The following is a 12,171-nucleotide window of genomic DNA, read 5'->3' as shown; positions in this document are numbered from 1 at the left end:
CGCATCTTCGATGCGACGCGACCTCTCCCGCAAGCGGGAGAGGTGAAGCAAGAAAGCACGCATGTATCAGTGGGACTTCGGCATCCTCTGGAGCTATCGCTGGCTCTTTCTCAACGGGCTTGGCGTCACCGTCGGCTTCACGGTGGTCATTGTCGTGCTCGGCCTGGTGTTCGGCCTGTTCGGAGCGTTTGGCAGCCTGTCGCGCTTCAAGACCGTGCGCCTGACCGCCCTCACCTTCATCGAGGCGTTCCGCTGCACGCCGATCCTGGTGCAGCTGATCTGGTTCTATTACGCGCTGCCGATCCTGGCCGGTGTCGAGATGACGCCGATCACGGCCTCTGCGCTGGCGCTCTCGCTCTATGGCGGCTCGTTCTACTCGGAGATCATCCGCGGCGGCATCATCTCGATCGACCGCGGCCAGTCGGAAGCGGGGGCCGCGCTCGGCATGACGCCGGGGCAGTCCATGCGGCGTATCGTGCTGCCACAGGCGATCAAGCGCATGATCCCGGCGCTGATGAACCAGTCGATCATCCAGTTCAAGAACACTTCGCTGGTCTCGGTGCTCGCGGTGCCTGATCTGGTCTATCAAAGCCAGGTCGCCGCACATGACAGCTACCGGCCGCTCGAAACCTACACCGCCGTCGCGGTCGCCTATGCGGCGATCCTGATCCCCCTGACCATCCTCGCCAGGCGTGGCGAGAAGCGACTGGCGGTCAGCGAATGAGCGAGATGTCAAAGATCGAGATCCGGGCCTTGCGCAAGCGCTTCGGCAGCAACGAGGTCTTGAAGAACATCAATCTCGACGTCGCCAAGGGCGGCGTCGTGGCGCTGATCGGCCCGTCCGGCTCCGGCAAGTCGACGCTGCTCCGCTGCATCAACCTGCTGGTCGCGCCCGACGGCGGCAGCGTCCGCGTCGGCGACACGCGCTTTGCGTTCGGCGATGGTTCCAAGCTCCCTGACGTGAGGACACTCGCAAGATTCCGCGCCACCACCGGCATGGTGTTCCAGCATTTCAACCTGTTCCCGCACATGACGACGTTGCAGAACGTGATGGAGGGACCGGTCACGGTGCGTCGCATGGCCAAGGCGGACGCCGAAAAGCTCGCACGTGCCCAACTTGCGAAAGTCGGACTTGCGGAGAAGGCCGATCAATATCCGGCGACGCTCTCCGGCGGCCAGAAGCAGCGCGTCGCGATCGCACGCGCGCTCGCGATGGAGCCTGATGTCATGCTGTTCGACGAGGCGACGTCGGCGCTCGATCCCGAGCTCGTCGGCGAGGTGCTGAATGTGATCCAGCAACTGGCCTCCGAAGGCATGACCATGGTGATCGTGACCCATGAAATCGCCTTCGCCCGCGAGGTCGCCGACCGCCTGATCTTCATGCGCGATGGCGTTGTGGTCGAGGAAGGCCCGGCGCGGCAGGTGATCGACAATCCACAGGAAGCCGCGACACGCGCCTTCCTCAGCCATTTCCACCGCACCGGCGCGCTGCCGCCGGCCAACGCGACACCGTGATGCCCGATATCGACCGCGTCTATCTCGTCACCGGTGCCGCCAGCGGCATCGGTCGCGCCACCGCAAAATTGCTCGGAGCGCCGGGGGTCGCCCTTCTGCTCCACACGCGCTCGAACGCAGAAGGTCTCGACGCCACTGCAACCGAAGCTGAGGCAAAGGGTGCGGTCGTGGCAAAGTGCCTCGGCGATCTCGCGGAGGAGGCAGCCGTCACCGACGCACTCGCCGCCACACAACGCGCTTTCGGCCGGCTCGACGGATTGATCCTGGTCGGCGGCCACGCCCGTCGTGGCAGCGCCATCGGCACGCCGGCGGATCAGTTTCGCCAGGCGATGGATGAATCCGCACTGGCGTTCACGCGGATGGTCGAGGCGGCGCTTCCGCTGCTGCGGGCCGGACAGGATGCGCGGATCGTCGCGGTATCCTCGTTCGTCGCACACGCGATCCGGCCTGAATTCGCGCCCTTCGCCGCCACCGCCGCGAGCCGTGCCGCGCTTGAAGCGCTTGTGCGGCTCACCGCGATGGAGCTCGCCAAGGACGGCATCACTGTGAATGCGGTTTCGCCGGGCCTCATCGTCAAGGACAAGCCGAGCGAGAGCCGGCTGTCGCCCGAGCAGATCGCCGCAACCGAAGCGCTGATCCCGATGCGCCGGCGCGGGCGGCCGGAAGAGGTCGCCGAGATCATCGCCTTCCTTGCGTCACCGGGAGCGTCTTACGTCACAGGCCAGATCTGGCACGTCAATGGAGGCCTGACATGACCGAAGCGACCGTCGAACGTCTCAGGCTGTTCCTGATCGAAAGCCCGATCAAGATGGCCCGCCTGCAGGGCGTCGGCAATGTCAAGGACACCGTAAAGCGCGTGCTGATCGAGCTGACGTCGAGCGACGGCGTGATCGGCTGGGGCGAGGCGGCGCCGTGGGAGGTGTTCACGGGAACGGCTGAAGCAGCCTTCTCCGCGCTCGACATCTATCTGCGGCCGATCGTGCTCGGCAAGCCGGTCCGCCGCATCCGCGCGCTGATGGCCGAGCTCGACCGCGCGCTGGTCGGGCACGCCGAGGCCAAGGTCGCGATCGAGATGGCGCTGCTCGACATCGTCGGCAAATCCTCGGGGCTTTCCGTTGCTGACCTCCTCGGCGGCCGCGTGCGCGACACGATTCCCCTCTCCTTCTCGATTGCCGATCCGGATTTCGCTGCTGATCTCGAGCGCATGCGAAGAATGGTTCCCGACGGCAATGTCATCTACAAGGTCAAGACCGGCGTGAAACCGCATCGCGAGGACCTCGATCATCTCGAAGCGATCCGCAAGGAGTTCGGCGACAACATCGATCTGCGGGTCGACTACAACCAGGCGCTGGCGCCGTTCGGCGCCATCAAGATCCTGCGCGATGTCGAGGCGTTCGCGCCGACCTTTATCGAGCAGCCGGTGCCGCGCAAATTTCTCGACATGATGGCGCAGCTCACCGCGGCGCTGGAAACGCCCGTGCTCGCCGACGAAAGCTGCTTCGACCGCCGCGACATGATGGACGTGGTGCGCCAGGAGGCCGCCGACGCCGTCTCGATCAAGCTGATGAAGGCCGGCGGCCTGTTCGAGGCGCAGGCGATCATGGCGATCGCCGACATCGCCGGCCTGCCCGGCTATGGCGGCACGTTGTGGGAGGGCGGCATAGGCCTTGCCGCCGGCACGCAGCTGATCGCGGCAACACCGGGCATCTCGCTCGGCTGCGAGTTCTACATGCCGCATCATGTTTTGACCGAGGATGTGCTCGAGGAGCGCGTCGCCAATCGCGGAGGTCACGTTGTCGTGCCCGACGGCCCCGGCCTCGGCATTCGCGTCAGCGAAGCCTCGATTCGCACGAACGCGCGGGTGCTGGCGGAGGCGTAAGCCTCGCCTTGGGGTGTACAACACCCGTTGCTGCCGTCCCGGCCCTGCGCAGGGACGACACCGAATGTGGAGCGCCGCTTTTCGCACCCAACGGTCTCAGTCCCCTTCTTGACTCCTCCCAAATTCGTTATACAACATAACTATTCTGACAAGGACGCAAATGACACAGGGAAACGCCGAGACCGCTGACGCGGGCGCCTCCGGCCTGCTTCGGATCGAGAGGGTGGACCGGGTTCTGACCGTGGGTCTGAACCGGCCGGCCAAGCGCAATGCGCTCAATGACGGCATCATCCTTGAAATCGGCGAGTGCTTTGCGTCCCTGCCCGAGGATATCGGTGCTGTCGTCATCCACGGCATCGGCGACCATTTCTCTTCCGGCCTCGACCTGTCCGAGCTGCAAGATCACGACGCCACGGGCGGCCTGTTGCATTCGCAGATGTGGCACCGGGTGTTCGACCGCATCCAGTACAGCCGCGTGCCCGTGATCGCGGCGCTGAAGGGCGCGGTGATCGGCGGCGGGCTCGAGCTTGCCTGCTCCGCCCACATCCGCGTCGCCGAGCCCACAGCCTATTTCGCGCTGCCCGAGGGACAGCGCGGCATCTTCGTCGGCGGCGGCGGCTCGGTGCGGCTGCCGCGGCTGATCGGCGTCGCGCGGATGATGGACATGATGCTGACCGGGCGCGTCTACAGCGCGACCGAGGGCGCGTCCTATGGCTTTGCGCAATACGTCACCGAAGCAGGTAACGGCCTCACCAAGGCGCTGGAGCTCGCGACCAAGATCGCGTCCAACGCGCCGCTGACGAATTTCGCCGTGCTCCAGGCGCTGCCGATGATCGCGGAGGCCAACCCGCAGACCGGCCTGTTGATGGAATCGCTGATGGCCACCGTCGCGCAGAGCGACAAAGAGGCAAAACGCAGGATCCGCGAATTCCTCGAGCACAAGACCGCCAAGGTAAAGCCGAAGTCATGAGTGCACAGCCGTCCTCTTCCAGCACAGAGCGCGGCGCGAGCAATTCTCCGCTGCGGCCGATCTCGTTCGGCGATCCCGTCGTCGACATCGAGCGTCGCGCCGACGGCACGATCTATTTGCGGCCGAAGCAGCCGCTCGGCGATTACCCCGTCCGCATCACCGAGCGCCTGCATCACTGGGCGACGACGACGCCGGATCGCGTGTTCATGGCGGAGCGCGAAGGCGGCCGCGGCTGGCGCAAGATCACCTATGCCGAGCTGCTCACCGCGAGCCGGCACATCGCATCAAGCCTGATCCAGCGCGGCCTGTCGGCCGAGCGGCCGGTCGTCATCCTCTCCGGCAATTCGATCGACCATGCGCTGCTGGCGTTCGGCGCGTTCTATGCGGGCATTCCGTTCTGTCCGGTATCGCCGGCCTATTCGCTGGTCTCAAAGGATTACGGCAAGCTCTCTTATCTGATGAAGCTGCTGACGCCCGGCCTGGTCTTCGCCGAGGACGCCGACAAGTTCGCGGACGCGCTTGCCGCCAACGTCTCGCTCGGCACCGAGATCGCCGCGTCCTATGGCCATGTGCCGGGCCGCGACGTCACCTTGCTCGCCGATCTCATGGCAACGCCGATCCGAAGCGACCTCGACGCGGTGCATGGCAAGATCGGTCCCGACACGATCGCGAAATTCCTGCTGACGTCGGGCTCGACCGGCAATCCCAAGGCCGTCATCAACACCCAGCGCATGATCTGTGCCAACCAGGTGATGCTTCGCGAGACGCTCGCCTTCCTCAAGGACGAGCCGCCCGTCATCATCGACTGGCTGCCCTGGAACCATACCTTTGGCGGCAACCACAATATCGGGCTGACGCTCTACAACGGCGGCTCGATGTATCTCGACGCCGGCAAGCCGATGCCTGGTGGCATCGAGGAGACCGTGCGCAATCTCCAGGAGATTTCGCCAACGGTCTATTTCAACGTGCCCAAGGGTTACGAGTCGTTGCTGCCTTACTTGCGCGACGACCAGGGTCTTCGTGCAAAGTTCTTCGACCGGCTGCACGCGATGTTCTTCTCGGGCGCGGCGCTGTCGCCCTTCGTCTGGAACAGCCTCGACGAGCTCGCGGTGAAAGAAAAAGGCTATCGCGTCCCGATGCTGACCGGCCTCGGCGCAACCGAGACCGCGCCGTTCTTCATGTCGGTCAATCCGCGCACCAGCCGCTCCGGCCATGTCGGCCTTCCCGTGTCGGGCAACGACGCCAAGCTGGTGCCGAACAACGGCAAGATGGAAGTTCGTGCCAAGGGCCCGAACGTGATGCCCGGCTACTGGCGCCAGCCCGATATCACCGCAAAATCCTTCGACGAGGAAGGATTTTACAAGATGGGCGATGCGCTCAAGCCTGCCGATCCCGATGATCTCAACGCCGGCTTCGATTTCGACGGCCGCGTCAGCGAGGATTTCAAGCTCGCAAGCGGCACCTGGGTCAGCGTCGGTCCACTACGTGCGCGCTTCGTCGCGGCCTGCGCGCCGCTGGTGCGCGACGTCGTCATCGCCGGCATCAACCGCGATGAGGTTTCCGCGCTGGTGCTGCTCGATCTCGACGGTTGCCGCCTGATCAACCCCGCGCTGCCGGCCGACAATCTCGCCGCCACCGCCGGGGACCGGCTGGTGCGCGAAGCCCTCCGTGAGCGCTTGACCGGCTTTCTCTCTTCGGCCACCGGCTCCTCGACGCGGATCACGCGTGCGATCCTGCTGGACGTGCCGCTGTCGATCGACAAGGGCGAGGTCACCGACAAGGGCTCGATCAACCAGCGCGCGGTGATCGAGCATCGCGGCGCGCTGATCGAGGAGCTCTACGCTGCCAATCCATCGGACCGTGTGATATCGGTCGCTTAAGAAATCATCGCCAAGGGAGAACGCCATGTTGTTGAAGGATCAGGCAGCCATCGTCACCGGCGGTGCATCGGGACTGGGCGCCGCCACCGCGCGAAAGCTGGCGGCACAGGGCGCCAGGGTCGCAGTGTGCGATCTCAATACCAAGCTCGCGGAGACCGTTGCCGCCGAGATCAAGGGCGTGGCCGTGACCTGCGACGTCTCCGATGCCGCCTCCGCTGAAGCCGCGATCGCCCAGGCGACCAAGGCCCATGGCCCGGCCCGCGTGCTGGTCAACTGCGCCGGCATCGGCGTTGCGAAGCGCGTCGTCGGCCGTGACGGTCCGATGGCGCTCGCCGATTTCGACAAGGTTATCAAGGTCAATCTGATCGGCACCTTCAACATGCTGCGGCTTGCCGCGACCGAGATGGCCAAGCTCGAGCCGCAGGCGAGCGGCGAGCGCGGCGTCATCATCAACACCGCCTCGGTCGCCGCCTATGACGGCCAGATCGGCCAGTCGGCTTATTCGGCCTCCAAGGGCGGCATCGTCGGCATGACGCTGCCGATCGCGCGCGAACTGGCCCAGTTCGGCGTTCGCGTGCTGACGATCGCGCCCGGCCTGTTCCTTACGCCCCTGCTGGCCAACCTGCCGCAGGAAGCCCAGGACTCGCTCGCCGCCGCGATCCCCTTCCCGCGCCGGCTCGGCCACGCCGACGAATTCGCCGCGCTCGCGCTGCACATGGTCGAGAACTCCTATCTGAACGGCGAGGTGGTGCGGCTCGACGGCTCCCTGCGCATGGCGCCGAAGTAAGAGAATCGCATGTTCGTGAACCGGCGCGAGGTCCAGATCCAGTGGGGCGACTGCGACCCCGCCAACATCGTCTACTACCCGCGCTATTTCGCGATGTTCGACGATTCGACGTCGACCTTGTTCGAGGTCGCCGGGTTCTCCAAGCAGGATCTGGTCCGCAAATACGGCCTGGTGGGCATCCCCATGGTCGACACGCGGTCCAAGTTCTACATCCCCTCGACCTATGGCGACTGGATCACCATCGAGACTAGAATCGAGAGCATCAAGCGCTCGAGCTTCGAGGTGAAGCACAACGTCTACAAGGGCGAGGCACTCGCGATCGAAGGTTTTGAGACCCGCGTCCTGGTCGGCCGCGATCCCGTTAACCCCGACAAGCTGAAATCGGCACCGTTTCCGCCGGAAATGGTAGCGAAATTCACAGGGAGCGAGATCCGGAGCTAATCGCGCATCACCAAAAGACGGGGCTGAAATGGCCCCGAATTTCTGCTTTCAAAGAAACACGAAAAGGGAGGAATAGATGAAACGCTTTTACCTGACCGCCGCCATCGCCGCAGTCGCGCTGGCGCTGCCGGCCCTGCCGGCGTTGGCCCAGGCCAACGAAATCACCATCGGCATCACCACCACCACGACCGGTCCGGGTGCAGCCCTCGGCATTCCCGAGCGCAACGCGCTGGAATTCGTGCCGAAGGAGATCGGCGGCGTGCCGCTGAAGGTGATCGTGCTCGACGACGGCGGCGATCCGACCACCGCCACAACCAACGCCCGCCGCTTCGTCACCGAATCCAAGGCCGACATCATCATGGGCTCGGCGCTGACGCCGCCGACGATCGCTGTCTCCAACGTCGCCAACGAGGCCGGCATTCCGCATTTCGGCCTCGCGCCGTTCCCGATCACGCCGGAACGCATGAAGTGGTCGGTGGCCATGCCGCAGCCGATTCCGATCATGGGCAAGGTGCTTTACGAGCACATGAAGTCCCACAACGTGAAGACGGTCGGCTATATCGGCTATTCCGACAGCTACGGCGACCTCTGGTTCAACGACTTCAAGGCCCAAGGCGTGTCAATGGGCATGACCTTGGCCGACGAGGAGCGGTTTGCCCGCCCCGACACGTCCGTAACCGGGCAGGTGTTGAAGCTCGTCGCCGCCAATCCCGATGCGATCCTGATCGGCGCCTCCGGCACCGCGGCGGCACTGCCGCAGACCGAACTGCGCGAGCGCGGCTATCAGGGCCTGATCTACCAGACCCATGGCGCCGCCAGCATGGATTTCATCCGCATCGCCGGTAAGGCGGCAGAGGGCGTGCTGATGGCATCGGGCCCGGTAATGGATCCCGAGGACCAGCCGGACGAGGCAGCGACCAAGAAGCCGGGCCTCGCACTCAACAGGGCTTACGAGGGCAAATACGGCCCGAACAGCCGCAGCCAGTTCGCCGGCCATTCCTACGACGCCTTCGAGATCCTGAAGCGCGTCATTCCGGTTGCGCTGAAGACGGCCAAGCCGGGCACGCCGGAATTCCGCGAGGCGATCCGTCAGGCGCTGCTCTCGGAGCGGGAAATCGCGGCGAGCCAGGGCGTCTACAATTTCACCGAGAAGGATCGCTACGGCCTCGACGACCGCTCGCGCATCCTGCTCACGGTCAAGGACGGCAAATACACGCTCGCGAAGTAAGCGGCGACAAGTTTCCAGGACGACGAGAGCCGGCCCGATGGGCCGGCTCTTTTCTTTTACGCTGGCCGCGCAATTGCATCAGGCCGCCTGTCGCAGCGGCGTCCAGGCGAACTCCGGATAGTAGGTGTCCATCATCCGGTCGACATAAGCGGTCAGGTTCGGAAATCCTTCCGCGCGCTCGCGCAGACGGGATTCGAAGAACGGCGTCAAGATGCCCGCAAGCGCGCCGAACGCGGTCGCGTCGACCCCGCTGGGCTTGTTGCCCAGCAGATAGGATTTGTCGCCGAGCTGCACCGATAGTGCGAACAGCGAGCGAACCGCGAGCTCGACATCGTCATCGGGAGCGTGACGACCGAGGCCGGAGAGCAGGTAATTCTCGGCGACGCGGAATTGCGCGTCCTCGCGCAGCTTCTCGCGGCTGTGCTCGGGCGCCCCGTCGAAGAAATGCGCAGGGCCCTTGGCGAAATTGGCAGCATCGACCCAGCGCGCGCCGACCAGCGACCAATAGACGTGGTGCTCGATCATGCGCTCGAACGCCCAGGCCTGGGCGCGTTCGTGCAGGGAAAGGCCGGCGTCGAAGTCGAAGCCGTAACGGCGCTCGATATGGGCGCGGATGAAGGTGGAATCGGCCACCGCCTCGCCGCCGTCATCAATGAAAGGAAGCTGCCCCTTCGGCGACGCCGGCGGCATCGCGCGCTCCTTCCGGTAGGGCAGTCCCGCCATCTTGAGCTGCACCTCCGTCTTGGTGACGAAAGGGCTGATTTCCGGCAGGCCGAAGCCGGTGCCAAAGCCGTAAAGCGTGATCATTGGAGCTCTCCTGAACCTGCCGAAAGAGTTGATGGAACCTAGCGCCGGGCTGCTGCCACCATGGTGGCAGCAGCCGTGATATCTTCTGCGAAACGGGCCCCCCGCCAGGCGCGGCCCATCACATGGCGGACCAGCGCGTCCGCGGCCTGGACCAGCGAGCGTGTCAGCATGGTCACGAGCGCAACGCGGAGATCGACGATGGTGAGATCGAAAGGTGCGAGGCGGCCGAAGACCCAGGTCTGCAGCGAGGCTAGCAACGAGGCCTGGCTCCGCCACAGCGGTCCGGCCGGACCGAGATGGGTTGGAATGATCATGGACAAATCCTCTTCAGTCGATGTGTTGTCCCGGTATAGAACTCCCCTGCTGCCAACATCCTGTCAGCAGCCACGCGCCGTTTTCTGATCCGCCCCCGATGAGAGAATCGTCATGAGACGCGCCGACCGGCTGTTTCAGATCATCCAGGTACTGAGGCGTACCCGTAAGCCGCTAACGGCGGACGCGATTGCGGCCGAGCTCGAGACGTCGAAGCGAACGATCTATCGCGACATCGCAACGCTGATGGGCCAGCGCGTGCCGATCCGTGGCGAAGCCGGCATGGGCTACATTCTCGAGAAGGGTTTTGACCTGCCACCCTTGATGCTGACACCCGACGAGATCGAGGCGGCGGTGCTGGGCGCACAATGGGTCGCGGGCCATGCCGATTCCACGCTGGCGCGCGCGGCCGAAGACCTGATGGCCAAGATCGCCGACACCGTGCCTGAACGCCTGCGTCCCTTCGTGCTGGAGCCTGCTAGCCGCGCGCGGCCGAGCTGGAACAGGGAGCCGGATCGCCTGGACATGGCGCGCACGCGCACCCAGATTCACGAGGGCAAGAAGATCATGCTGCGTTATCGCGACGAGCAGGGCCGCCCGAGCGAGCGCATGATCTGGCCGATCTCGGTCGGCTATCTCGAAGCCGTGCGCCTGCTCGCGGCCTGGTGCGAGCTGCGCAGCGATTTTCGCAGCTTCCGCACCGACCGCGTGGTAGATGCGACCTATCTCGACGAAAGATATCCGGAGCGGCGCGACGTGCTGCGCGCAAAATGGCGGCAGAGCCTGGTCTGGGGTCCGCCCAAGGATACCTGACAAGGACACATGACGCTGATGGAAGAGACCGATCTGTCGAGCCGCTGCCAGAGCTGCGGCGCCTGCTGCGGCTATTCGCAGAACTGGCCGCGCTTCTCGATCGAGAGCGACGAGGAGCTTGCGTTGATCCCGGAGACGCTCGTCAACGCGCGACAATCCGGCATGCGCTGCGAGGGCGATCGCTGTTCAGCGTTGCAGGGCGAGATCGGCAAGGCGACCACGTGCGGCATCTATGCGGTGCGGCCGGAGGTGTGCCGCACCTGCATGCCGGGCGACGCCGAATGCGCGATGGCACGGCGGAAGTTCGGACTGCCTGTGATCGAGGCCGCTTAAGCCGGGACGGCTTCGCTGATCTCGTCGTCGATCTCGTCGTCCAGCGGTGCGAGCACCGAGAGCGGCTTGGTCGACAGCGTGATCGGCTTGCGGCCACCCGACACCGACGGGGACGATTTGGCCGAGCCCTGGCGCGACAGCGCGTAGAGCGTCGAGCCGACACGGCCGCCGTTCTCGATCAGGTCGCGCTCGCTGCAGCTGGCTGCGATCGCGACGGCCAGCGAATGAAGATGGCTGCGGCGATAGCAGAACAGCGCCAGCCTGGCGCGCGCGTCAGGGGAAACACTCTCAACCAGCCTCGGCAGGCCACTCTCGCTGGCGCGGTACATCTCGCCAAGGAGCTCGTCGCGAACCGGGCAGAAATCGCTTTCATAAGCGTCGCGGCTTGAAAACATTGCAGTTCTCCCTCGTGTAGGGAAGATGCAGCGCAATTCTCTAATGAAAGGTTAACCACCCCGGGCGGTAGTCACCCGGGGTGCTTGCGCGTGGGCCACGAATCAACCGGGCGGGACTTGTTGCGTACCGCTTTTGCGGCCCCGGAACGACAGTGCCAGCAGTCAGTTCGCCGCCATGAAGATGGAGAGGCCGAAGCCGGTCAGATGGTGCAGCGCCTGGTCGACGCCGATCAGGGTCCAGAACCAGGGGTGCTCCTGGTTGACGCGGAAATTGGCCGAAACCCATCCCTTGGCGCGGTCGATCGTGATGTGAATGACGAAGTCGATCAGCGCCACGAACCAGAATTTCGGCGCCACGATCAGGATCAGCGGCAGCGCAACCGCAAAGTGAATCAGGCAATGCACCAGAAGCGGCAAAGCCCAGCCGTGCTTCTGGTCCTTGCCTTGCGCCATCCAGGCGGTCTGCAGCACGAAATCGGCGATGATGTGCTTGAAGGTAAGCAGCAACATCCAGCCAATGAGCGCTTCGACCGGAACCGCCGATGACAGAGGTGGAAACGACAAAGCTGACGCCCTCGTTGACCTAAAAGGAAAAAATGGAGCGTTCAGCGCAACTTCTTCTTGGACCCGTCAGAACATCGGGACCGCTGATTTATGACATCTCCCGCGACGGAATGCAGCCGGGGGAATTGGAAAATCGCCAACTGTGGCTAAACGGTGATAGCATAACCAAACGACGTGGATCGGTTGAGTAAGGTTACCTTCGGCGCGGAATTTGCATTCTCTCGCTGGAGCGCTATCATCCTCAGGT

Annotated in this window: 15 protein-coding genes; 11 read left to right on the top strand and 4 right to left on the bottom strand. The window is 64.4% G+C overall.

The window, feature by feature from the left end; all coding sequences use genetic code 11:
• Positions 1-61: 61 nt before the first annotated feature.
• The 9 genes from FXB38_RS05660 to FXB38_RS05620 all read left to right on the top strand — a co-directional run bounded on the left by FXB38_RS05660 (position 62) and on the right by FXB38_RS05620 (position 8,700).
• Positions 62-724, top strand: coding sequence for an amino acid ABC transporter permease (locus FXB38_RS05660; protein ID WP_148749784.1), 663 nt, complete (start codon positions 62-64; stop codon positions 722-724).
• Complete coding sequence (locus FXB38_RS05655) at positions 721-1,515, top strand: amino acid ABC transporter ATP-binding protein (protein ID WP_148749783.1); 795 nt, start codon at positions 721-723, stop codon at positions 1,513-1,515. Before FXB38_RS05660 ends, FXB38_RS05655 begins: the two co-directional genes overlap by 4 nt.
• A complete protein-coding gene (locus FXB38_RS05650) occupies positions 1,515-2,270 on the top strand; it encodes an SDR family NAD(P)-dependent oxidoreductase (RefSeq protein ID WP_148749782.1) in 756 nt (251 codons plus the stop codon). The genes FXB38_RS05655 and FXB38_RS05650 overlap by 1 nt, the downstream gene beginning before the upstream one ends.
• Positions 2,267-3,394 (top strand): muconate cycloisomerase family protein, encoded by a 1,128-nt coding sequence (locus tag FXB38_RS05645; RefSeq protein ID WP_148749781.1) that lies wholly within the window; start codon positions 2,267-2,269, stop codon positions 3,392-3,394. Before FXB38_RS05650 ends, FXB38_RS05645 begins: the two co-directional genes overlap by 4 nt.
• Positions 3,395-3,554: 160 nt before the next feature.
• On the top strand, positions 3,555-4,364 hold the full coding sequence (locus tag FXB38_RS05640) for a crotonase/enoyl-CoA hydratase family protein (RefSeq protein ID WP_148749780.1): 810 nt from the start codon (positions 3,555-3,557) through the stop codon (positions 4,362-4,364).
• Entirely contained in the window at positions 4,361-6,244 is a 1,884-nt protein-coding gene (locus FXB38_RS05635) for a feruloyl-CoA synthase (RefSeq protein WP_148749779.1), read from the top strand. The genes FXB38_RS05640 and FXB38_RS05635 overlap by 4 nt, the downstream gene beginning before the upstream one ends.
• A gap of 25 nt (positions 6,245-6,269) precedes the next feature.
• On the top strand, positions 6,270-7,031 hold the full coding sequence (locus FXB38_RS05630; protein ID WP_148749778.1) for an SDR family NAD(P)-dependent oxidoreductase: 762 nt from the start codon (positions 6,270-6,272) through the stop codon (positions 7,029-7,031).
• Positions 7,032-7,040: 9 nt separating this feature from the next.
• Complete coding sequence (locus FXB38_RS05625) at positions 7,041-7,472, top strand: acyl-CoA thioesterase (protein WP_148749777.1); 432 nt, start codon at positions 7,041-7,043, stop codon at positions 7,470-7,472.
• Positions 7,473-7,548: 76 nt separating this feature from the next.
• Positions 7,549-8,700: an ABC transporter substrate-binding protein gene (locus tag FXB38_RS05620; protein ID WP_148749776.1), complete on the top strand. Its 1,152-nt coding sequence runs from the start codon at positions 7,549-7,551 to the stop codon at positions 8,698-8,700.
• A gap of 78 nt (positions 8,701-8,778) precedes the next feature.
• Here FXB38_RS05620 and FXB38_RS05615 read toward each other — a convergent pair whose 3' ends face one another.
• On the bottom strand, positions 8,779-9,507 hold the full coding sequence (locus tag FXB38_RS05615) for a glutathione S-transferase family protein (RefSeq protein WP_148749775.1): 729 nt from the start codon (positions 9,505-9,507) through the stop codon (positions 8,779-8,781).
• 38 nt (positions 9,508-9,545) lie between these two features.
• Positions 9,546-9,821 carry a hypothetical protein gene (locus tag FXB38_RS05610; protein WP_148749774.1) on the bottom strand — a complete coding sequence of 92 codons (276 nt, stop codon included), beginning with the start codon at positions 9,819-9,821 and terminating at the stop codon, positions 9,546-9,548.
• Positions 9,822-9,933: 112 nt separating this feature from the next.
• Here FXB38_RS05610 and FXB38_RS05605 point away from each other — a divergent pair, with 112 nt between their 5' ends.
• On the top strand, positions 9,934-10,632 hold the full coding sequence (locus FXB38_RS05605) for a helix-turn-helix transcriptional regulator (protein WP_027530661.1): 699 nt from the start codon (positions 9,934-9,936) through the stop codon (positions 10,630-10,632).
• Between the two features lie 18 nt (positions 10,633-10,650).
• Positions 10,651-10,965: a YkgJ family cysteine cluster protein gene (locus FXB38_RS05600; protein ID WP_148749972.1), complete on the top strand. Its 315-nt coding sequence runs from the start codon at positions 10,651-10,653 to the stop codon at positions 10,963-10,965.
• Here FXB38_RS05600 and FXB38_RS42595 read toward each other — a convergent pair.
• Together FXB38_RS42595 and FXB38_RS05590 are read right to left on the bottom strand one after the other, a co-directional pair.
• On the bottom strand, positions 10,962-11,360 hold the full coding sequence (locus tag FXB38_RS42595) for a hypothetical protein (protein ID WP_187434681.1): 399 nt from the start codon (positions 11,358-11,360) through the stop codon (positions 10,962-10,964). The two genes, FXB38_RS05600 and FXB38_RS42595, sit on opposite strands and share 4 nt — an antisense overlap.
• Positions 11,361-11,522: 162 nt before the next feature.
• Positions 11,523-11,870, bottom strand: a complete 348-nt coding sequence (locus FXB38_RS05590; protein WP_246229711.1) for a DUF3307 domain-containing protein — start codon at positions 11,868-11,870, stop codon at positions 11,523-11,525.
• Positions 11,871-12,171: the final 301 nt, after the last annotated feature.

The sequence above is a fragment of the Bradyrhizobium cytisi genome (assembly GCF_008123515.1).
GTDB lineage: Bacteria > Pseudomonadota > Alphaproteobacteria > Rhizobiales > Xanthobacteraceae > Bradyrhizobium > Bradyrhizobium cytisi.
The sequence above is the reverse complement of the archived record's forward strand: the minus strand, read 5'-3'. Positions and strand labels throughout refer to the sequence as shown.

Bases quoted from the DNA above. Each gene is read 5' to 3' on its own strand.
- FXB38_RS05660 (WP_148749784.1), top strand. From the start codon at position 62: ATGTATCAGTGGGACTTCGGCATCCTCTGGAGCTATCGCTGGCTCTTT.
- FXB38_RS05655 (WP_148749783.1), top strand. From the start codon at position 721: ATGAGCGAGATGTCAAAGATCGAGATCCGGGCCTTGCGCAAGCGCTTC.
- FXB38_RS05650 (WP_148749782.1), top strand. From the start codon at position 1,515: ATGCCCGATATCGACCGCGTCTATCTCGTCACCGGTGCCGCCAGCGGC.
- FXB38_RS05645 (WP_148749781.1), top strand. From the start codon at position 2,267: ATGACCGAAGCGACCGTCGAACGTCTCAGGCTGTTCCTGATCGAAAGC.
- FXB38_RS05640 (WP_148749780.1), top strand. From the start codon at position 3,555: ATGACACAGGGAAACGCCGAGACCGCTGACGCGGGCGCCTCCGGCCTG.
- FXB38_RS05635 (WP_148749779.1), top strand. From the start codon at position 4,361: ATGAGTGCACAGCCGTCCTCTTCCAGCACAGAGCGCGGCGCGAGCAAT.
- FXB38_RS05630 (WP_148749778.1), top strand. From the start codon at position 6,270: ATGTTGTTGAAGGATCAGGCAGCCATCGTCACCGGCGGTGCATCGGGA.
- FXB38_RS05625 (WP_148749777.1), top strand. From the start codon at position 7,041: ATGTTCGTGAACCGGCGCGAGGTCCAGATCCAGTGGGGCGACTGCGAC.
- FXB38_RS05620 (WP_148749776.1), top strand. From the start codon at position 7,549: ATGAAACGCTTTTACCTGACCGCCGCCATCGCCGCAGTCGCGCTGGCG.
- FXB38_RS05615 (WP_148749775.1), bottom strand. From the start codon at position 9,507: ATGATCACGCTTTACGGCTTTGGCACCGGCTTCGGCCTGCCGGAAATC.
- FXB38_RS05610 (WP_148749774.1), bottom strand. From the start codon at position 9,821: ATGATCATTCCAACCCATCTCGGTCCGGCCGGACCGCTGTGGCGGAGC.
- FXB38_RS05605 (WP_027530661.1), top strand. From the start codon at position 9,934: ATGAGACGCGCCGACCGGCTGTTTCAGATCATCCAGGTACTGAGGCGT.
- FXB38_RS05600 (WP_148749972.1), top strand. From the start codon at position 10,651: ATGGAAGAGACCGATCTGTCGAGCCGCTGCCAGAGCTGCGGCGCCTGC.
- FXB38_RS42595 (WP_187434681.1), bottom strand. From the start codon at position 11,360: ATGTTTTCAAGCCGCGACGCTTATGAAAGCGATTTCTGCCCGGTTCGC.
- FXB38_RS05590 (WP_246229711.1), bottom strand. From the start codon at position 11,870: ATGTTGCTGCTTACCTTCAAGCACATCATCGCCGATTTCGTGCTGCAG.